The sequence below is a fragment of the Bradyrhizobium forestalis genome (assembly GCF_002795245.1).
In the GTDB taxonomy this organism is placed as follows: Bacteria; Pseudomonadota; Alphaproteobacteria; order Rhizobiales; family Xanthobacteraceae; genus Bradyrhizobium; species Bradyrhizobium forestalis.
The window spans coordinates 26837-45523 of record NZ_PGVG01000013.1; the positions used below are offsets into that span (position 1 = coordinate 26837).

18 protein-coding genes and 2 tRNA genes are annotated in these 18687 nt (G+C 65.4%); 5 read left to right on the top strand and 15 right to left on the bottom strand.

From position 1 onward, the window contains the following. Positions 1 to 140 precede the first annotated feature (140 nt). Both CVM73_RS17335 and ppa read left to right on the top strand, forming a co-directional pair. Positions 141 to 650, top strand: coding sequence for a GNAT family N-acetyltransferase (locus CVM73_RS17335; protein ID WP_008136728.1), 510 nt, complete (start codon positions 141 to 143; stop codon positions 648 to 650). A gap of 178 nt (positions 651 to 828) precedes the next feature. Further along, positions 829 to 1365, top strand: coding sequence for an inorganic diphosphatase (gene ppa / locus CVM73_RS17340; RefSeq protein ID WP_027573074.1), 537 nt, complete (start codon positions 829 to 831; stop codon positions 1363 to 1365). A gap of 134 nt (positions 1366 to 1499) precedes the next feature. Here ppa and folD read toward each other — a convergent pair whose 3' ends face one another. The 3 genes from folD to CVM73_RS17355 are packed head-to-tail and all read right to left on the bottom strand — an operon-like array spanning position 1500 to position 3045. Further along, positions 1500 to 2384, bottom strand: coding sequence for a bifunctional methylenetetrahydrofolate dehydrogenase/methenyltetrahydrofolate cyclohydrolase FolD (gene folD / locus CVM73_RS17345; RefSeq protein ID WP_100233170.1), 885 nt, complete (start codon positions 2382 to 2384; stop codon positions 1500 to 1502). A gap of 10 nt (positions 2385 to 2394) precedes the next feature. Further along, positions 2395 to 2739: a DUF167 domain-containing protein gene (locus tag CVM73_RS17350; RefSeq protein WP_100233171.1), complete on the bottom strand. Its 345-nt coding sequence runs from the start codon at positions 2737 to 2739 to the stop codon at positions 2395 to 2397. Between the two features lie 15 nt (positions 2740 to 2754). After that, complete coding sequence (locus CVM73_RS17355; protein WP_018645113.1) at positions 2755 to 3045, bottom strand: YggT family protein; 291 nt, start codon at positions 3043 to 3045, stop codon at positions 2755 to 2757. 202 nt (positions 3046 to 3247) lie between these two features. Between CVM73_RS17355 and CVM73_RS17360 the strand changes: the two genes are divergently transcribed. Then, a tRNA-Ala gene (locus CVM73_RS17360) sits at positions 3248 to 3323 on the top strand. A gap of 112 nt (positions 3324 to 3435) precedes the next feature. Here CVM73_RS17360 and CVM73_RS17365 read toward each other — a convergent pair. The 7 genes from CVM73_RS17365 to CVM73_RS17395 all read right to left on the bottom strand — a co-directional run bounded on the left by CVM73_RS17365 (position 3436) and on the right by CVM73_RS17395 (position 11348). Further along, positions 3436 to 4248 carry an enoyl-CoA hydratase gene (locus CVM73_RS17365; RefSeq protein WP_100233172.1) on the bottom strand — a complete coding sequence of 271 codons (813 nt, stop codon included), beginning with the start codon at positions 4246 to 4248 and terminating at the stop codon, positions 3436 to 3438. A 151-nt stretch (positions 4249 to 4399) separates the two neighbouring features. Then, positions 4400 to 5194 carry a glutamine amidotransferase gene (locus CVM73_RS17370; RefSeq protein ID WP_100233173.1) on the bottom strand — a complete coding sequence of 265 codons (795 nt, stop codon included), beginning with the start codon at positions 5192 to 5194 and terminating at the stop codon, positions 4400 to 4402. A gap of 129 nt (positions 5195 to 5323) precedes the next feature. Next, a complete protein-coding gene (locus CVM73_RS17375) occupies positions 5324 to 6103 on the bottom strand; it encodes an SDR family NAD(P)-dependent oxidoreductase (protein ID WP_100233174.1) in 780 nt (259 codons plus the stop codon). 221 nt (positions 6104 to 6324) lie between these two features. Continuing rightward, a complete protein-coding gene (locus tag CVM73_RS17380; protein ID WP_100233175.1) occupies positions 6325 to 6813 on the bottom strand; it encodes a tellurite resistance TerB family protein in 489 nt (162 codons plus the stop codon). A 296-nt stretch (positions 6814 to 7109) separates the two neighbouring features. Further along, entirely contained in the window at positions 7110 to 8519 is a 1410-nt protein-coding gene (locus CVM73_RS17385) for an adenylate/guanylate cyclase domain-containing protein (RefSeq protein WP_100233176.1), read from the bottom strand. A gap of 50 nt (positions 8520 to 8569) precedes the next feature. Then, the gene (locus CVM73_RS17390) at positions 8570 to 9940 is read right to left on the bottom strand and encodes a cytochrome P450 (RefSeq protein ID WP_100233177.1); all 1371 of its coding nucleotides are present in this window, start codon (positions 9938 to 9940) and stop codon (positions 8570 to 8572) included. Between the two features lie 34 nt (positions 9941 to 9974). Beyond that, positions 9975 to 11348 (bottom strand): hydrolase, encoded by a 1374-nt coding sequence (locus CVM73_RS17395; protein WP_100233178.1) that lies wholly within the window; start codon positions 11346 to 11348, stop codon positions 9975 to 9977. Positions 11349 to 11485: 137 nt separating this feature from the next. Here CVM73_RS17395 and CVM73_RS17400 point away from each other — a divergent pair, with 137 nt between their 5' ends. Then, on the top strand, positions 11486 to 13174 hold the full coding sequence (locus tag CVM73_RS17400; protein ID WP_100233179.1) for an MFS transporter: 1689 nt from the start codon (positions 11486 to 11488) through the stop codon (positions 13172 to 13174). Positions 13175 to 13289: 115 nt separating this feature from the next. Here CVM73_RS17400 and CVM73_RS17405 read toward each other — a convergent pair whose 3' ends face one another. Continuing rightward, positions 13290 to 13505, bottom strand: a complete 216-nt coding sequence (locus tag CVM73_RS17405) for a cysteine rich repeat-containing protein (protein WP_100233180.1) — start codon at positions 13503 to 13505, stop codon at positions 13290 to 13292. A 161-nt stretch (positions 13506 to 13666) separates the two neighbouring features. Further along, positions 13667 to 13975, bottom strand: coding sequence for a hypothetical protein (locus CVM73_RS17410; protein ID WP_100233181.1), 309 nt, complete (start codon positions 13973 to 13975; stop codon positions 13667 to 13669). 252 nt (positions 13976 to 14227) lie between these two features. On the opposite strand from CVM73_RS17410, the gene CVM73_RS17415 reads away from it, so the two are divergent. Further along, a complete protein-coding gene (locus CVM73_RS17415) occupies positions 14228 to 15283 on the top strand; it encodes a polysaccharide deacetylase family protein (RefSeq protein ID WP_100233182.1) in 1056 nt (351 codons plus the stop codon). A gap of 175 nt (positions 15284 to 15458) precedes the next feature. Here CVM73_RS17415 and CVM73_RS17420 read toward each other — a convergent pair. The 3 genes from CVM73_RS17420 to CVM73_RS17430 form a co-directional block, all read right to left on the bottom strand. Beyond that, positions 15459 to 15534, bottom strand: a tRNA-Thr gene (locus CVM73_RS17420). Positions 15535 to 15634: 100 nt separating this feature from the next. Then, on the bottom strand, positions 15635 to 17410 hold the full coding sequence (locus tag CVM73_RS17425) for a heme biosynthesis protein HemY (protein WP_100233183.1): 1776 nt from the start codon (positions 17408 to 17410) through the stop codon (positions 15635 to 15637). A 37-nt stretch (positions 17411 to 17447) separates the two neighbouring features. Then, positions 17448 to 18665 carry a COG4223 family protein gene (locus CVM73_RS17430; protein WP_100233184.1) on the bottom strand — a complete coding sequence of 406 codons (1218 nt, stop codon included), beginning with the start codon at positions 18663 to 18665 and terminating at the stop codon, positions 17448 to 17450. Positions 18666 to 18687: the final 22 nt, after the last annotated feature.

Below are 18687 nucleotides of genomic sequence, written 5' to 3' on the forward strand. Positions count from 1 at the left end.
CCTGCGGTTGTCGTTTGAAATGGCGGCTTGTCCTCTTTCGGTACAACATGGTCGAAATACTGATGCAGAAAGTCCACAGGTTAACCGATAATTAACGATAGGTCTTGCCGCCGGCGCGGCGACTTGATTTGATCGCGTCCATGAGCACAACCCTGATCGAGGTCCGGCCGGCCAAAGCTGCAGATGCAACTGCGGTGGCGTCGACCCATGACGAAGCCTGGCGCTCGGCCTATCAGGGCATCATTCCCGGCGCCGAGCTGGAGAAGCTGATCAACCGCCGCGGTCCGCAGTGGTGGGACAGCGCGATCCGCAAGGGCAGCCGCGTCAGCGTGCTCGTGTTTGGTGACAAGATCGCGGGCTATGCCAATTACGGCCGCAACCGTGCCCGCAGCCTGCATTTCGACGGCGAGATCTACGAGCTGTACCTGCGCCCCGAGTTTCAGGGGCTCGGCTTCGGCCGCCGCCTGTTCGCTGCCGCCCGCCGCGACCTCATGCAGAGCGGGCTGAAGAGCATGGTGGTGTGGGCGCTCTCGGACAACGACCCGGCGACCGAGTTCTACCGGGCGTTGGGCGGGCGCATGGTCGCACGCTCGTCGGAGCGGTTCGGGCCGAAATCGCTCGATAAGGTTGCCTTCGCTTGGACCAATTGAGCTGCTGAAACCCTTCCCGGCAGCGTTTCCCGTCCGTCGATACCGTTGGCTTTCGAGCCGGTGATCGCCGGATTCATTATTTCACAAAAACGCGATGGATCAACGGGCCGAGCCCGCGTATGACAGCGCCAAAATCGCTGCCGGGCGCGATTTCACCTCGGCAACAACGGAGTCTTGAATGCGTATCGATGCGGTCTCGATCGGAAAAAACGTCCCCCACGATGTCAACGTCATCATCGAAGTCCCCGTGGGCGGCGAACCGATCAAGTACGAGATGGACAAGGAGGCCGGCACGCTGGTGGTCGACCGCTTCCTCTACACGCCGATGCGTTACCCCGGTAACTACGGCTTCATCCCGCACACGCTGTCGGATGACGGCGATCCCTGCGACGTCCTGATCATCAACACCCGCGCCATCATCCCCGGCGCCGTCATGAGCGTGCGCCCGGTCGGCGTGCTGTTCATGGAAGACGAAGCCGGCGGCGACGAGAAGATCCTGGCGGTGCCATCGTCCAAGCTGACGCAGCGCTACGACAAGGTGAAGAGCTATTCCGACCTGCCGGACATCACGCTGCAGCAGATCCAGCACTTCTTCGAGCACTACAAGGATCTCGAAAAGGGCAAGTGGGTGAAGATTTTGCGCTGGGGCGGCCCGGAGGAAGCGCACAAGCTGATCCTCGAAGGCATCGAGCGCGAGAAGAAGAAGAAGGGTTGAGTTTCCGTGCCCCGGACGCAGCGCAGCGTGAAACGATGCGCTGCTGAGCCGGGGCCCAGTACGGTGGCGCCGTGGGTCCCGGCTCAGCGTCGCGTCATTTCATGCCGCGCCGCGTCCGGGACACGAGAGTTCAGCTACACCGCCGGCTTCGGCAGGCCGGCAATCGCGCACGCCGCGCGCAGCGTATTCACCAGCAGGCACGCCACCGTCATCTGGCCGACACCGCCGGGCACCGGCGTGATGGCACCGGCAACGGCGAGTGCTTCCTGATAGGCGACGTCGCCGACGAGGCGGGTCTTGCCGTCCTCCTTCGGGATGCGGTTGATGCCGACATCGATCACGGTCGCACCCGGCTTCAGCCAGTCGCCGCGCACCATCTCTGGTCGACCCACCGCGGCATAGACGAGGTCGGCCTTCCTCACGAGGCCGGGCAGGTCGCGCGAACGCGAATGCGCGATGGTCACCGTGGCGTTCTCGTTCAGCAGCAACTGCACCAGCGGACGGCCGACCAGATTGGAGCGGCCGATGACGATGGCGTTCATGCCTTCGAGCGAGGCGTGCACGCTCTTGGTCAGGATGATGCAGCCGAGCGGCGTGCAGGGCGACAGCGCCTCGAAGCCGCCGGCGAGCCGGCCGGCATTGTTCGGATGCAATCCGTCGACGTCCTTGGCCGGGTCGATGGCGTTGATGACGGCTTCGGTGTTCAGCCCCTTCGGCAGCGGCAGCTGCACCAGAATGCCGTGCACGGCAGGATCACGGTTGAGCTTTGCGACCAGCGTCAGCAGATCTTGCTGCGAGACGTCGGTCGGCAGCTTGTGCTCGAACGAGGCCATGCCGGCCGCTTGGGTCTGGGTATGCTTGGAACGGACATAGACCTCGCTGGCGGGGTCGTTGCCGACCAGGACGACCGCGAGGCCCGGCACCAGATTGTGCTCGCGTTTGACGCGGGCGACCTCGTCGGCGACGCGGGCCCGGAGGTCCGCGGCAATGACTTTTCCATCGATGATCTCAGCGGTCATGTCCGTTCTCTCAGTCCGTCGATTTGGCCGATGTGAGCTGGCGCAGGGTTTCGCCAAGCCGAGCCGGATCACCGTCGACCGCGATCTGCTTCAGCCGGGACGTGGCTCCGGATAGCAGCTTTACACTGCTCTTGGGAACGCCAAGCGATTTCGCCAGCAGCACCAAAACGGCCTTGTTGGCCTCGCCGCCATCGGCAATGGCGCGCACCCGCACCTTGAGCACACTGCGGCCATCCGAGAGTTGCTCGATCCCGTCGATGTCGTCGCGACCGCCGCGCGGCGTCACCCGCAGCGCGATGCTGATTCCTGCGGTCGAGTAACGCCAGGGTTCCCTTGAAGCTTCGTTCGCAACCAAGGCGCTCCAGCCTGCTCAGATCACGTTCGGGTAGATGTAGTACAGGATCACCCGCTCGATGAACATGATGATCAGGATCAGGATGATCGGCGAGATGTCGAGACCGCCGAGACTGGGCAGGAAATTGCGAATCGGCGCCAGCAGCGGCTCGGTGATCCGGTACAGGAACTCCGCCACCGCCGACACGAACTGGTTGCGGGTGTTCACGACGTTGAAGGCGATCAGCCAGGACAGGATCGCGGAGGCGATCAGCAGCCAGACGTAGAGGTCGAGCACGATGATGACGATGTCGAGAACGGCACGCATGGCTTTTGAAGACTCTGGCTTTTGAAAATTCTGGCGCGGGTGGGATTGGCCCCCGTTGCTAGATATCGGTTCCCCCCGACCCAAACAAGGGAAGTCGGCGCCGGGATGGCTAAAACCGGGTTACGCCCGTCCTTGACTTGACCTTGGCGGGGACTTAAATGGCGCCCGGTTGTCGGCCGCGTTCACCAGAGCGGCCAGCAAAGGGGCCATAGCTCAGCTGGGAGAGCGCGTCGTTCGCAATGACGAGGTCGGCGGTTCGATCCCGCCTGGCTCCACCACGCTTCGCCCTTCGGGCTACGCGTGGCGCAGCCACGTCGGAGCCCGAAGGGTGAAGCGTGGTGTCCGGCGAAGCCCAAAGGGCGAAGCCGGACTGATTGAGGAATACTCCCCCTACCTCCCCGTAAACTTCGGCGGCCGTTTCTCCATGAAGCTCGCCACACCCTCTCTGAAATCACTCCCGTTCAGCGCCACCATCATCTCGCGGTTGGCCTCGATGGTCGCCTCGGCCAGCGTCTGGAACGGCACCTCGTAGAGCTGCCGCTTGATCACGGCCATCGCGCTCGGCGAGACGAAATCGGCGAGATCGCGCGCATAAGCATAAGTCTCCTCGTGCAGCTTCTCCGGCAGAGAGAGCCGGTTGACCAGGCCGATCCGCAGCGCCTCCTCGCTCGACACGCGCCTCGCCGAGAGCAACAGATCCAGCGCATTGGCATGGCCGACGATACGCGGCAGCATCCAGCTGATGCCATGCTCGGCGATCAGACCGCGCCGCGCGAAGGCCGTCGTGAACACGGTGTTGTCGGCAGCAAAGCGCAGGTCGCAATAGAGCGCGTGCACGAGGCCGATGCCGGCCGTGGCGCCATTCAGCATGGCAATGATCGGCTTCTTGATCGACGGGTAATAGCCGTAGCGCGTCTGCCAATCCGGCCGGCGATTCATGTCGAACGGCGGCAGGTTCGATGCGCGCCTGACGTCATCGGGGTCGAGGCCCTTCAGTGCATCCATGTCGGCGCCGGCGCAGAAGGCGCGGCCCGCGCCGGTGAGCACGATGACACGGACATTGCCATCGGCGTTTGACGCCTCCATCGCATGGCGCACGTCGCGCTCCATGATCGGCGTCCAGGCATTCATGCGATCGGGACGATTGAGCGTGATGGTCGCGATCTTGTCGCTCACCTCGTAGCGAATGTGTTCATAGGCCATGACGCTCTCCCTGGTTTGCCGGCGCGATTTCGCACGTGCTCGTTGGCGACGAGCCTAGCATATCCAGGGATGGGGGGAGGACTTGCGCCAAGGATCTGCGCCAAGGATCTGCGCTAAGGATCTGCGCCAAGGACCTCGCGCGAAGGCGCGATCACTCGGCCGCTTGCGCCAGCACCGGCCGGCCCGCCAGCCAGCCATCGATGAAATGATCGAGCCAGGCGCGCTCGGCGACATCGTAGACGGCACGATCCGCGAAGTGATGGTGCCGCTGCCGTGCACCGGGCGCGCTGAAGCCGTCATAGCCGCGCGTGGTCCAGCGATGCATCATCGCGTAGGTCACATCGGGGTGAAACTGCACGCCGAAAGCATTGCCGGCCCGGAACGCCTGCACCGGAAAATCGTCGCCTTCTGCGAGCAACTCGGCGCCGACCGGCAGCTCAAATCCCTCGCGATGCCAGTGATACACCTGCGCCGGCCAATGCGGGCAGAGCGCATGGCCTGCGGCGGTCGGCCTGATCGGGTAATAGCCGATCTGGGTCAGCGCCTGCGCATGCGGCGCGACGCGGGCCCCGAGCTGCATCGCCAGCATCTGCGCACCTAAGCAAATGCCGAGGAACGGCCGCTGCTCACGGAGCGGAATGTCGATCCAGCCGATCTCGCGGCGGATGTAATCGTCGGGATCGTTGGCGCTCATCGGGCCGCCGAAGATCACGGCGCCGGCATGCCGGTCGAGCGTCTCGGGCAGGGGATCGCCGAAGCGGGGACGGCGGATGTCGAGGCGATGGCCGAGCGCGCGCAGCGCATTGCCGACGCGGCCCGGTGTCGAGCATTCCTGATGCAGGACGATCAGAACCGGCAGCCGGGCTTCAGAGGCGGCGGCGCTCGGCGCCCTCCGTGGGAAGGGCACCACCTCTGCGCCACCAAACCTGTCCGTCCGGAACGACATGGCCTCTGCGAGTGCTATCGGTTCAGACCGCCAGCATAGCTAAGCGATGGTTAACATCGTGTGAGTTTGCGCACACACGCGCCGATCTTGAAGCAAGCTCCGGGCCACTACGGATGCGCGGGGCGTTCTTCAGCGCCTCTGCCTCTGGAACCGGCTGGTAGCTGCCAGGATGAAGCCGCGCGGGAAGAAACGCAGCGCGAACGGCACAATCTTGATGCCGAGACCCGGCAGCACTGCCCGTTTGTTGGTCATCAGGCCACGATACGCCTCCCGTGCAACTTCGGCGGCAGAGACGCTGAGAACGGCCGTATCATGTTGCGATCCAACGCCGGCGCGGGCCTGGAATTCGGTGGGGACCGGACCCGGGCAAAGCACGGTGACGCGGACGCCGCGCGGTGCAAGCTCCGCCCGCAATGCTTCGGTGAAGGAAATCACATAGGCCTTGGACGCGTAATACACGGCCATGCCGGGGCCAGGCAGGAAGCCGGCGACCGAGCCGACATTGAGAAGACCGCCCTTGTTCCTGATGAGCTGATCGGCAAAGCGCAGCGACAGATCCGTCAGGGCCCGGACGTTGACGTCGACGATGCCGAGCTGCTCCGCGCGATCGTGCTCGACGGCATCGCCGAACACACCGAAGCCGGCATTGTTGACGAGATGATCGAGCTCGGCGCCTTCGGCGGCAAGTGCGGCCGCGATCGTCTCGCCGGCATCCGCGTCCTCGAGATCGCAGGCGATCACGATCGGCTTCTTGCCGCCCTCGGCGGCGAGCTCATTCGCGAGCGCTTCGAGCCGATCCGCTCGTCTCGCGGTCAATGCGAGGCGATGTCCATTGGCGGCAAACACACGCGCCAGCTCCATGCCGATGCCCGCCGAGGCACCAGTAATCAGCGTCACCCGCTCAGCCACGATCGACGTCTCTTGAATTCAAGTATTTTGGCCCCGCAACGGCGGAACGAGAGCATAGGCCGAGCGCAACAGGCAAGCGGCACTGGCAGCATGGCCGCTTGAGCAGAACGACAGGCAGTGCGGAAAGACCGTTGATTTACAGGCGAATTCGGCGCAGGCAGCGAATAGATTAAAGTTTCTTCATGTATCCGCGCAGCCGCGATTCGCCGCGTCCAGAACCGTCAGCCGCCGACGGCGCTAGCCTTGACCTGGCCACCGACACGCTCTGCAACCGCGTGCTTCAGCTCGATCCGGTCGCGCTGGGAAATCCCCAGCAGGTCGGACGCGCGCCAGACCACATTGTCCTCGAACTCGCTGACCTGACCGTCGGCATAGACCAGCTCCCACATCATCTGCACGATGCGCTTGCGGCCCTCTTCGTCGAGCGAGCGCATGATGACGCTGGTGAAGTGATAGAGGTCCACCGCCTCGCCCTCGACCTCCGTCGCATCGGCGATCAGACGATCCGCGGTGCCGCGATCGAGGCCGAAATGGCTTTCGATCAGGCCGTGCAGCTTGCGCTGCTCGGCCGCGCTCGGCTGGCCGTCCAGCGAGACCACGTGGACCAGCAGCGCGGTCGCGGCCAGCCGATAATCGCTGTCGCCGAATGCGCGGTCCTGGACTTGGGGACCGACAATGTCGGCGATGAACTGACGCAAGCCGTCGAGCATGAGGTCCTACCGAGATCGATGACGCCGCGGGTGCGGCAGCTACGGGCATTATATGAGCGGGAAACCCTACCGGCGCAACGGCGTCAGTTCCGCGCGCGCATTACGTTTCGGCAATCTGCTCGCTGTCATTCAGGCGCAAGCAGCAAGCCAAGCCCTTCGCTGTCGTCCCGGCGAACGCCGGGACCCATACCGCGTGATTTCTGAAATTGGCTGGATGGTCGTTGCCCAAGTCGTCGCCAAACCACAGCCTGTGGTTATGGGTCCCCACGGTTCGCGGGGACGACAGCGGAAGCCCCTCACGGTATCTCGTACACCACCATCTTGTCGGCGATACCACGAAGCGCGGCCTGTTTCTGGATCGGCTTGATCTCGCGCTGCTGGAGGAGTTCGGCCACCGCCGGCGCATCCGCGACCGGCCCGGTGATGTGGATCTCCTGCGCGGTCGACAGGCTCTGCACGCGGGCCGCGATGTTGACGGTCTGGCCGAAATAATCCTGCCGCTCGTTGAGCATGACCGCAAGGCAAGGACCTTCATGGATGCCGATCTTGACGATGAGATCGGCGGTGCCGCGCTTCTTGTTGAGCTCGTCCATGGCCGCACGCATCCGCAGGCCGGCGACGATGGCGTGCTCGGGGCGGACGAAGGTCGCCATCACGGCATCGCCGATGGTCTTCACCACGGCACCCCTTTCCGAGGAGATGATCTCGAGCAGCGCGTGAAAATGCGCGCGCACGAGGTCGAACGCGGCGAGATCGCCGACGCGCTCGTAGAGTGCGGTCGAGCCCTTGAGATCGGTGAACAGGAAGGTCAGCGAAGTGATCTGAAGCCGCTGATCGAGACTGAGATTGTCCGCCTTGAACACGTCGCGAAAGGTCTGGTTCGACAGCATCCGCTTGGCGGTGAGGAACGGCTTGCGCTTGCCGATGAGGTGGTGGAGCGCCTCGGCTGCGATGAACACCGACGGCAGCACGCGCACGCCGGCCTGGTTCTCCAGCGACAGACGCAGCGGGCCCGGCCGCATCGTCGTCGTTCCCGTCGGAGCCTGCACCTTGTTGTACATGATGGCGAGCTGCTGGCGGTCCTTGGTCGGCTCGCCCTGGATGTCGATGAAATGCGCGGCGTGCGTCACCGGCTCGAAGATGATGACGAAGTCGTTCGGCAGTTGCAGCGACATGGTCGCTTTCTCGCCCGCCGGCAGCTCCATCGTGTCGAGCGTCACCTCGTTCGCGAGGGTCGCAAAGGATTCCTTGTTGAAGTCGACGCCCGAGCTCCAGAATACCTGCTTGAAATATTCCCAGACCGGAAGCGTATCAGGGTCGTGCGCCGCAATGCGCCGGACGCGCGGGTTCACGGTGAAGGAGACCTCGACCTGGTCGTCGACGGAGGCCTTGTAGCCGCAGGCGCAGAGCGCACAGTGATAATCGTCCGGCTTGAGCGCCTTCAGCGTCGAGTGCGCGCCCAGCACGCCGCCACATCCCGGGCACAGCACGTTCCAGCCGAGATCGAACAGCCCGAGCCGGGCGGCATGCAGGAACGCTGAAATCACGCGCTCCTCGTCGAGGCCGTGCTGCCTAGAAAAATCGACGACGTTGACGCGGTTGAGCTCGTGATCCTCGCCATCCTCGATGAGACGCGCGATCGCATCGACCACCTTCGCGTCGGCGGTCTGCTTCAGAACGGAGAACTGGGCCTGGATGTCGCTCATGGCGGGGCTCTATCTAGGGTGGATCACGCCATCGGCCAGACGAGCGCCTGTCACCGACGCGTGATGCGGAACATGGGTGAGTGGTCCGGCTGGGTAGTGACGACACCGAGCGGGATCACGGGATTCGTCGGCTCGGCAAGCTCGACACGGAATGATCCGATCAGCTTGGCCAGTGCCAGCACGGATTCGGCCTGCGCGAACGGCGCGCCGATGCAGACGCGCGGCCCTGCACCGAAAGGCAAATAGGCAAAGCGGTCGGGCGGCTCTTTCGACATGAAGCGCTTTGGAACGAACGCGTTCGGCTGATCCCACAGCTTCTCGTGCCGGTGCAGCAGCCAGGGCGCAATCATGATGATGTCGCCCTTGCCGATCTCGATACCCGCCGCATTGTCCTTCTCGCGCGCGGCTCGCGCAACCAGGAAGGCGGGCGGATAGAGTCGCATGGTCTCCTCGATCACGGCGCGGGTGAATTTCTGGCGATCGATATCGGCGATGCTGTCGAGATGCTCGCCGCGGGTCTCCGTGGCGACTTCCTCCTGCGTATCGGGATCGAGCGCAAGCAGGTAAAGCGCCCAGAACAGCGCCGTCGCCGTGGTCTCGTGACCCGCCAGGATCATGGTCGCGACCTCATCGACGAGCTGTTCGTCGGAAAAACCCTTGCCGGTCTCGGGATCACGCGCCTCGTCCATGAGATCGAACAGGTCGCGCGGCGGCGCGCCGTCCTTCTTTCCGGCCGCCCGCCGCTCGGCGATCAGCATGGCGACGAATTCGGTCCAGCGCTTGCGGAAACGGGCGCGGGCAAAATCCATCGGGCTCGGCCAGGACACTGGTAGCACCATGTCGAGGAAATAAGGCCGCCCCAACCGGGCGGCGTATTCCATGATGAAATTGCGCAGGGTCGCGCCATGCCGGTCCATGCCGAACGAGAACATCGTGCGTCCGGCGATCTCGAGCGTCATGCGCTGCATGACCTCGCGCAGGTCGATGGGCTCGCCTGTTCGCGCGTCAAGCTTTGTGATGGTCTCGTCGAGCACAGCCGTCATGTGCGGGACGAGATTTGCGGTGGCGCGCGGCGTGAAGGCCGGCGCAAGGGTGCGGCGCTGAAACGTCCAGGAATGACCTTCCGCGATCAGGAGGCCATCGCCGAGCACGGGGCGCAGCATGCGGATGCCCGCCGGCGTGCGCGTGTAGTTCTCGTAATTGCTGACCAGGACGTGCCGGATCGCGTCCGGCTGGTTCAGGATAAAGCTGTTGCGGAAAAAAAAGCGGCCCGGGATGACGTCTTCCTCATAGGCGCGCTGCCCCCAGGTCGCGATCATGTTCTGCCGGATCACCGCGAGCTTACCAAGGAAGGACATGTCGTCGGGTGCACGCGGGGGAGCCGGAGGAACGATGGGCCGACGCACACTGGCGATATTCATGGCTCCCTCCCGCAGATCTGACGCACCTAGACAGCTAGTAAGTCATTTCGGCAATCGCAATCCTGTTCTCGGCGGCCGGCCAGGCGCGTGCCACGATCCGTTCTTCGCCGAATTGGGCCACGATGTTACGCCCGACCTCACTGGCCGGAAGCCGCAGGGCTGCTGTCGCATCTGTGGGCACGCCCGGCTTGACGTCGGCCGGCTCCTTGCCGTCGAACAGCACCACGTCCCGCGGCAGTCCGAAATAGCCGCGCGGCCGCGACATGATCACGACAGAACCGGCGTCCTTGTCCGCCGGCCCGAGCGGGCGCGCGGGCCGGAGGTGCACGACGTCGGACGAGCGCGGGAAGGGCGAGCGGTAGATGTGCGTCGTCGGCGCATCCGGCGACGTCAGGACGAATTCGAGCGACCAGGCAGGATCGACCTGCGCCGGCCCCCAGCGGCCGTCGGAGCCGGTCTTTGCGCTGTGCAGCGCACCACCCTTGCGTTCACCGGTATCAGGGTCGACACGGAAGACATCGACGGTTGCGCCCGCGACCGGACGGTTGGTCGACACGCCGCCAGGCGCGCCCGTGACCAGGCCACTCAGCTTCACGCTGGTCTCCTGCACGATCGCAATGCGCATGGGCTCATGCCCGGCGATGAACTTGTAGATCTCCCGGAACGCGCGTGGATGAAACGCCACCTCGCGATGGTCGAGCGCGCCGAGCACGAGATTGGTGGCGCCCTTCAGCTCCGGCCCCTCGGCGGTGACATTGGTCGACGTGCCGGGCTTGCCGATGAAGCGGCCATCGGGTTGCGCATATTTGTCCATGCCGTCGCTGCGCAGCGTGAGGAAGGCGACGCCCGGCGTCACCTCGCTCTCGCCCTCGTTCAGGCCGCGCAGGAACGCGCCGCGGCCGTTGAATTCGTTGTTGGGCTGTTCGTCGGTCGCGAACACGCCGTGATTGGGCGTGCCGCACAGCACGGCGTGGCTGACATCGTCGGCGCCGCCGCTTCTGATGACGTTGCGGATGGCATAACCGCCGCGTGAGCTGCCGACCAGCGCCACACGAGGCGCACTGGTGCGGCGCTTCAGCTCGGCAATAGCAGCGGCGAGCTCGCGGCGCTGGTCCTCGGTCGAGGAGCGGCCCGCCTGCTCGACCTTGTCGTCGCTGCGCGCCAGGGGATCGGTGAAATTGATCGCCATCATGCGATCCCGGGCGATGCCGTTGCACTCCATCCGCCACAAGGTGGTCATCCAGAGCGCGTCGTAATCGCCATTGCCGTGGACGAACAGGATCGGCGGCACCTCCGTGCTCGGCGTGGCCGCAGGTGCGGTCTGCGCCAGTGCGCCCGCCCGCAAGCTCGCAACCGCGAAAGGCAAGCTGCCAACGCCCTGCAGGATCGTCCGTCGCGACAGCTTCATTTGTTCCTCCCCGGCAACCCGCCTCTTTGCACTGCTTATAGCGGCCTAACCACTGGACAGCGAAGGACTTTCGCAGGCATCACTGAATTTGCCGGAATCGCCCGGGACCATTTCTGCCAGACCGTTTGGAAGGGGATATGACCGAGCAGACGAACCGTCAGAAAATGGCCGCCGAGGGCATTACCGCGCCCCTGCGGTACACCGTGTTCCGGCGCATCTGGCTCGCCAGCCTGCTCTCCAATCTCGGCCTCCTGATCCAGGGCGTGGGCGCGGCCTGGGCGATGACGCAGATGGCGGCCTCGGCCGACAAGGTGGCACTGGTCCAGACCGCCCTGATGCTGCCGATCATGCTGATCTCGATGCCGGCCGGCGCCATCGCCGACATGTATGACCGCCGCATCGTCAGCGTGGTTTCGCTGTCGATCGCGCTGATCGGCGCAACGGCGCTGACGATCCTGGCCGGGCTCAAGCTCATCACCCCGGAAACGCTGCTCGCCTTCTGCTTCGTCGTCGGCAGCGGCAACGCGCTGTTCGGTCCGGCCTGGCAATCCTCGGTCAGCGAGCAGGTGCCGCCCGATGCACTGCCCTCGGCCGTCGCACTGAACGGCATCAGCTACAACATCGCGCGCAGCTTCGGTCCCGCGGTCGGCGGCGTCATCGTCGCTGCGCTCGGCGCGGTGGCCGCGTTCGCCTGCAATGCGATCCTCTATCTGCCGCTGCTGGTGGTGCTGCTGCTCTGGCGCCGCAGCACCGAGCCCTCGCGCCTGCCCCGGGAAAAGCTCAACCGCGCCATGGTCTCGGGCGTGCGCTACATCACCAATTCGCCGCCGATCAAGATCGTGCTGTTGCGCACGCTGGTGATGGGCCTGATCGGCGGCGCCGTGATGGCGCTGATGCCGCTGGTCGCGCGTGATCTCCTCCATGGCGGCGCGCAGACCTATGGCATCATGCTGGGCGCCTTCGGCATGGGGGCGGTGATCGGCGCGCTGAACATCCACGAACTGCGCAAGCGCATGAGCGGCGAGGCCGCGATCCGCGCCTGCACCATCTCGATGGCGTTCGCGATGGCTACGCTTGCCCTGAGCACGGAGCCGGTGCTGACGGCAACCGCGCTGGTCTTGGCCGGCGCGGTCTGGATGGCTGCGATCGCGCTGTTCAACATCGGCGTGCAGCTGTCGGCGCCGCGCTGGGTCGCGGGCCGTTCGCTGGCGGCGTTCCAGGCCTCGATTTCCGGCGGCATCGCGATCGGCGCCTGGGGCTGGGGCCATCTTACCGACTATGCCGGCGTCGAGGTCGCGCTGCTGGTCGCAGCCGGCCTGATGCTGATCTCGCCGCTGCTCGGGATCTGGCTTACGATGCCGCGCGTCGGCGCCCGTAACGAGGATGCGGACGTGCTGGCCGATCCCGAGGTGAAGTTGTCACTGACCGGACGCAGCGGGCCCCTGGTGGTCGAGATCGAGTACCGCGTCGCCCAGGAGAACGCGCGCGCGTTCCACAACGTGATGCAGGACGTGCAGCTCTCCCGGCAGCGCAACGGCGCCTATGGCTGGTCGATCGCCCGCGACATCGCCGATCCTGAATTGTGGACCGAGCGCTATCACTGCCCGACCTGGTTCGACTATTTACGCCAGCGCAACCGCTCGACCCAGTCCGAACGCGCGCTGCATCAGCAGGCGATCGATTTCCACATCGGCCCCGAGCCGGTGCGGATCCGCCGCATGCTGGAGCGCCCATTCGGTTCGGTGCGCTGGAAGGACGAGACGCCGGACCGCGCGAAGGACGAGGTGCTGCCGGTGGTCGCAACCGCGGCGGGGAGCAGTACGTAACCCCTCGCTCGTCATTCCGGGGCGCGCGTAGCGCGAAACCGGAATCCAACGAGCCGCATTATGCCCGGTGAAATGGATTCCGGGCTCGATGCTTCGCATCGCCCCGGAATGACAATTACTGCCCGTGCTCCGTCAGCACCTTGTCGCAGGCCTTGCTCAGGCGGGTGCGGTGCTGCTTCAGGCAGGCGAGTACGGCGCCATCGCCATTGTTCATGACGGCGCGGCAGAAGCGTGTGACGTCGCGCGCGCAAGCATCGTGGCCGGGCTGCTGCTGCGCAGACGCAGCCGACGCGTACATGAGCAAAGGGATGATGAGAGGAAATCTAGCCATCGCGTAATGCCTCGTAACGCAAAAGAATCTGCGGGCGAAGCTAGTGCGACGGTTCCGAGGCTGCAACGGCTTTGTTGCCGAACGGACGAATGCCGCACGGCCTCGGCTTGAGGCACATCGCGAGGGGAGCTGCCGACGCAACGATCTCGGTTGCGCGTTGCTTACTGCTTGTCCTGGGCGTCAGCGACCTTGCGCGAGGCGCCCTTGGCGAGGTCCTTGTCCATCACCGCGCGGCAGCCGGCGCTCAAGTCCGAGCGATGCTTGATCATGCACGCCGTGATCTTCGGGATGTTGGGGATCTCCGCCGAGCAGAGGCGGAAGGCATCGCCCGTACACATCTGCTGCGCTTCGGCCGTGAAGGCGAAGCTCGCGCTCGTCGAAGCGAGCGAGGCGATGGCGGCAAAGCCCAGCGCCAGGCTGGTGTCGCGGATCTTGCTACTCAGGGATTTGGCAGTAAACGACTTGGTCATTTGAAGCTCCCATTGGCGCCATCTCAACGGCGCCCGTTGTGATGGGAACTACGATGCTCCAACAAATCAGTTTCCAATGTGATGGCGGTCACGAGCTGCCCTACCTCTGTGATCCCGGTCACTTTGGCGCACCTCGCTGAATTTCCTCCACAACCGCTGTCGTGTTGGTGTCACGTTAACTCTTACTTCGCATTAATGGCTCGTCGCGCGGGAAATTCCGCCGGTTTGGTTGCGTAATTGGAAAGAGTAGCGATGCGTAATGCGTTGGGCCTGATGCTGGCCAGTGTAGTTGCCGCGGTCGTGATCGCCGCCGGCGGTTGGTTTTATTATTCCGCGCGCGCCGATCAGGGCGCTCCCAAGACAGTTGCCGCCCGTGCCGCCGACCCATTGCCGGCACAGGCGAAGCTCGCCGCCAAGGACGACATCGAGACCACCGCGGCGATCGCGGCCAAACCGGCCGCAGCCGCTCCGGCACCTGCGCCCGCCCCGGCCATGCCGATGCAGCCGAAACAGGCCTGCGCCAATCCGAACGCGTTGGGTGTGTCCCGCGTCGTCGAGATCGACACGACCGGCGGCCCCGGTTTCGGCTTTGAGCATTTCAAGCAGTTCGACTTCTTGACCGACAAGGAGGTCGTGCTGACCTTCGACGACGGTCCGTGGCCGGTCAACACGCCCGCAGTGCTGAAGGCGCTCGCGGATGAATGCACCAAGGGCCTGTTCTTCTCGGTCGGCAAGCACGCGACCTATCATCCGGAGATCCTGCGCCAGGTGCTGGCCCAGGGCCACACGGTCGGCACGCACACCTGGTCGCATGTCAATTTGAACAGCAAGAAGATGACCGAGCAACAGGTCAAGGACGAGGTCGAGAAGGGCTTTAGCGCGGTGCGGTTCGCGCTCGGCACCAACCCGGCGCCGTTCTTCCGCTTCCCGCAGCTCCAGCACAATTCGGCGATGGTGACCTATTTCGGCACCCGCAACGTCGCGATGTTCTCGACCGACATCGACTCCTTCGACTTCAGGAAGGGCGCGACGCCCGAGAAGATCGTCGAGACCGTGATGACCAGGCTCGACAAGCTTGGCAAGGGCATCATCCTGATGCACGACTTCCAAAAGCACACCGGCGAGGCCCTGCCGGCGCTACTCGCGCGGCTCAAGGCCGGCGGCTACAAGGTCGTGCAGATGAAGGCCAAGACGAGCTTCCAGACCCTGCCGGAATATGACGAGGCGCTGCTGAAGGAGTTGAAAGTGCCGACCGCGGGTACGACAACGCGCCCGATCGGAAGCGTGGTGCAGACGGTCTCGCAGTAAGCTCGATCATCCACTCAGATTGCTTGAACTTGCGTCATGGCCGGGCTCGTCCCGGCCATTCGCGTTTTCGGAGCCAAGGCTGAAGACGCGAATGATCCTGGCTCGGCACGAGGTTGTCACCCATGTCTTAGGTACGATCTGTTACCTATGTGTCCAGGCTGGACAAATTGATAGGTGGTGCCGCAAGAGGGATTCGAACCCCCGACCCCGTCATTACGAATGACGTGCTCTACCGACTGAGCTATTGCGGCGAACCCTGCCGGGACCCGGGCGATGCCGGCCCCGATACGCGCGCTCCTGATATCGGGCATGGCCGGAATTGGCAAGGACAAGCCGGGCCTGAAATGCGCTTCACGCGCCCCAGCGGGACCAGAATCCGCGCCAGCCGCCGGCCTGGGCCTTCGGCGTGCCGATTTGTTCCGTAAATTCATCGCTCGGGCCGTCGTCGTCGATCCCGGGATCATCGGGTGCACGGACGATCGGGATGACGGCCTGGATCGGCGCCGGGGCCGGCTTGCCGAGCTCGGCTCGGGCTCGGAATACCGGCGTTGCCGCGGGCGGCGATGATTCGGAACCCGTCGGAGCCGGATTCGCCGGCTCGGAGGGCGTGACGGCCGGCTCGTCGTCCTTGGCAGCCTCCTTGGCAGCTTCCTTGGCAACTTCCTTGGCCTGAGGGGGCGAATTGTCCTGGGCGGCCGGTGCCGGCACCGGGGCCACCACCGGCGGTTCCGCCGGGCCTTGCTCGGGAGTGGCCGTCACCCGCTTCGGCGGCGGGGCCGCCAGCATGGCCTCCTCGAAGGCCGAGGATTCGATCGTGGCGCCCTTGTCGGAAGGAAGGCTCGCGACCGGCGTCTGCCACTGGAACGCATCGAGGCGGCCGGTGACCGGAGAGATCGGACGCCAGCGCTCGCTGACATAGCCGTCCGCCGTCCAGGCCGGATCGAGGCGAGCGCGCACCGCGCGCAGGGTCCAGGCGCGGGCGCGGCCGCCGTCGCCATGCTCGGTGCGCTCGATCTCGGCCATCAGCAGCGCGACGCGCTGGGTCGGATCGCTGACGCAGGGCGCAAGCACCTCGCGGGCGCGGGCGAACTCGGAGGCGTCGATCGCGGCGCGCGCGATCGCAAGCTGGCCCTCGATATGGCCAGGCGCATTCGCCGATGTCTTGGCCGCGAGCGTCTCGACCCGCTGCAGGCGCTGCCGCGCGGAATCGCCGAGCTTCACATGTGCATAGGCATCGGCGAGATCGGGATGCGGATTGGCGAGCCAGGCCGCTTCCACCAGCTTCATGGCGCGGCGCACCTGATGCGCCTCGCTCTCGAATTTTGCCGCGAGCACCGCCGCCGGCACCAAGGTCGGCGCGAGTTTGACCGCCTCCATCACGCTCTCGCGCGCGACATCGCGATCCATCTTCTCCAATTCCAGTGCGCGCGCGGTGAGCAGCACGCCGCGCTGCCGGCGATAGGTCTGCTTGTCGATCAGGCCTGCGGACAGATTCGAATCGAGAATCGCGAGCGCGCCGCTCCAGTCGCCGCGCGCGCAGCGGAAGCCGAGCACCGCGTGCGAGGCCCAGGTCGACGACGGCGACAGCTTGATCGCCTCCTCCGCGATCATCACGGCGCCGACCGCATCGTCGGCGCGCTGCGCCTCGATGAACAGGCCGCGCAGGCCGAGCAGGCGCGTGTCCTCGCGCTCGGCCATGGCGCGGAAGACGCGCTGCGCCTCGTCGCGATTGCCTTCGAGCTGCGCCGATTGCGCGTGCAGCAGCAGCGCGAGCGGATCGTTCGGCGCATGCCGCCGTGCCGCCTCGGCATGACGGCGGGCGAGCCCAGAATCGCCATGGCCGATCGCGAGCAGGCCGTGGGTGATGGCGTGGCGTCCCCGCGCCTGGCGCTTTTCGTGGCGACGGCGGCGCAGACGCCCCGGCGTGTGCCAGATCGTCGTCAGGATGCTCCAAAGCAGCACGATCGCCACGGCAAATATGCCGAGAAGGAGCACGAACACCGGAACGGTTGGCGAGGCCCGCCAGCCGCCCCAGGTCATCACGACCTCGCCCGGCTGGTCGGCGACCCAGGCAGCGCCGGCGCCAGCCAGTGCAATAAGAACGAGGAAAAGGACGATGCGAAGCATGGCGATCCCTAATTACGCGCCGATTGTTGCGCGAATCTTACTGAGCTGATTTGGCGAGATCCGCCATGGCATCGTCGGCGAATTTGCGGGACGCGGCGAGCGCGGCGTCACGGGCATCGGCCTTGTCGAGCCAGGCCTGCGCCGGCGCGCGATCGGCCTCGGGCAGCGTCTTCAGCTCGCGCCGCGCCTCGCCGAAATCGTTGCGGAGCGCCGACGCCGTCACCCGCGCGACGATGGCACCGCGATCGTTGCCGACGCCGTCGGTGCGCTCGATGCGCACGAGTTTCGACGCTCCCGCCTGAAGACGCTCGACGATGCCGGCACTCGCGGCCGGGGCTTCCGCCGGCGGCGACAATTTCGGCACGATGGTGAGCAGCTCGCGGCTCAGCGCGACCGGCGTCGGGATGCCCGACGATGCAAACGTGTCGAGGGGCTTCAGCATGTCAGGCTTGGCGGCGAGCGAACGCGCTGCGGACAGCTGCGACTGATAGGGATCGCCATGACGAACGGCGACGTCGAGCAGGGCCGCCGCCACCACAAAGCGCAGCGGCTTGTCATCCATCGCTTTTGCATCGGCGATCTTCTCGCCCTGCTGCGCAAGCTCGGCCCGCTCCGTCTTGCTGGCGCGCTCGAGCTGCGTGATGCGGTCAGTGAGCGCGGCAATATCAGGCGCGGCGGTACGCGGCGCCGTTTTCGTATCGTTCAGCGCGCTCGCGGTCTTGTCGGACTGCGCGCGCAAATTGGCGATGTCGCTGCGCAAGGCGCCGGCCGATTTCTCCAACGCGTCGATCCGTGCGGCCATGGCCGGATCGGCGACGGGCTTGCCGGCCTTGGCCTCGACCGCGGCGACGCGACCGCTCAGCGCATCGACCGTCGCGCTTGTCACTTGCGGCGCGGCCGGCGGCGCCTGCACCACGGGCCAGCCCAGCATCCAGCCGACGCCGATCACGACCGCTGCGGCCACCGCGCCCGAGAACGGTGCGATGACCCACGGGGAAATCGGCCGCGAGGCGGAAGCGGGCGCAATGGAAAGTTGCTCCTCGGCTGACTCGGGGTGAGGCTCGGGCTCGGTCTCCTCGATCTTGACCTCCTCAGGAGCGGCCTGCTCGGTCGCCGGCTGAGCCTCGGGCTCGCCCGCGACCTGCTGCGGCTGGGTGGAGACTTCCGTCGCCTCGAGGTCGATGGTGGGCGGGGTGCGCTTGGCACGACCCGTGTCGGGCGCCAATCCAGCGTCTTCAGGCTTGTCATCGGCCATCGTGACGGTTCCTCACACTTCC

Coding starts and splice junctions, on each gene's coding strand:
- CVM73_RS17395 (WP_100233178.1), bottom strand. CDS start 11,348: ATGAAGCTGTCGCGACGGACGATCCTGCAGGGCGTTGGCAGCTTGCCT.
- CVM73_RS17380 (WP_100233175.1), bottom strand. CDS start 6,813: ATGCTCGACGGCTTGCGTCAGTTCATCGCCGACATTGTCGGTCCCCAA.
- CVM73_RS17370 (WP_100233173.1), bottom strand. CDS start 5,194: ATGTCGTTCCGGACGGACAGGTTTGGTGGCGCAGAGGTGGTGCCCTTC.
- CVM73_RS17355 (WP_018645113.1), bottom strand. CDS start 3,045: ATGCGTGCCGTTCTCGACATCGTCATCATCGTGCTCGACCTCTACGTC.
- CVM73_RS17365 (WP_100233172.1), bottom strand. CDS start 4,248: ATGGCCTATGAACACATTCGCTACGAGGTGAGCGACAAGATCGCGACC.
- CVM73_RS17415 (WP_100233182.1), top strand. CDS start 14,228: ATGCGTAATGCGTTGGGCCTGATGCTGGCCAGTGTAGTTGCCGCGGTC.
- CVM73_RS17335 (WP_008136728.1), top strand. CDS start 141: ATGAGCACAACCCTGATCGAGGTCCGGCCGGCCAAAGCTGCAGATGCA.
- CVM73_RS17425 (WP_100233183.1), bottom strand. CDS start 17,410: ATGCTTCGCATCGTCCTTTTCCTCGTTCTTATTGCACTGGCTGGCGCC.
- ppa (WP_027573074.1), top strand. CDS start 829: ATGCGTATCGATGCGGTCTCGATCGGAAAAAACGTCCCCCACGATGTC.
- CVM73_RS17385 (WP_100233176.1), bottom strand. CDS start 8,519: ATGAGCGACATCCAGGCCCAGTTCTCCGTTCTGAAGCAGACCGCCGAC.
- folD (WP_100233170.1), bottom strand. CDS start 2,384: ATGACCGCTGAGATCATCGATGGAAAAGTCATTGCCGCGGACCTCCGG.
- CVM73_RS17430 (WP_100233184.1), bottom strand. CDS start 18,665: ATGGCCGATGACAAGCCTGAAGACGCTGGATTGGCGCCCGACACGGGT.
- CVM73_RS17390 (WP_100233177.1), bottom strand. CDS start 9,940: ATGAATATCGCCAGTGTGCGTCGGCCCATCGTTCCTCCGGCTCCCCCG.
- CVM73_RS17410 (WP_100233181.1), bottom strand. CDS start 13,975: ATGACCAAGTCGTTTACTGCCAAATCCCTGAGTAGCAAGATCCGCGAC.
- CVM73_RS17405 (WP_100233180.1), bottom strand. CDS start 13,505: ATGGCTAGATTTCCTCTCATCATCCCTTTGCTCATGTACGCGTCGGCT.
- CVM73_RS17400 (WP_100233179.1), top strand. CDS start 11,486: ATGACCGAGCAGACGAACCGTCAGAAAATGGCCGCCGAGGGCATTACC.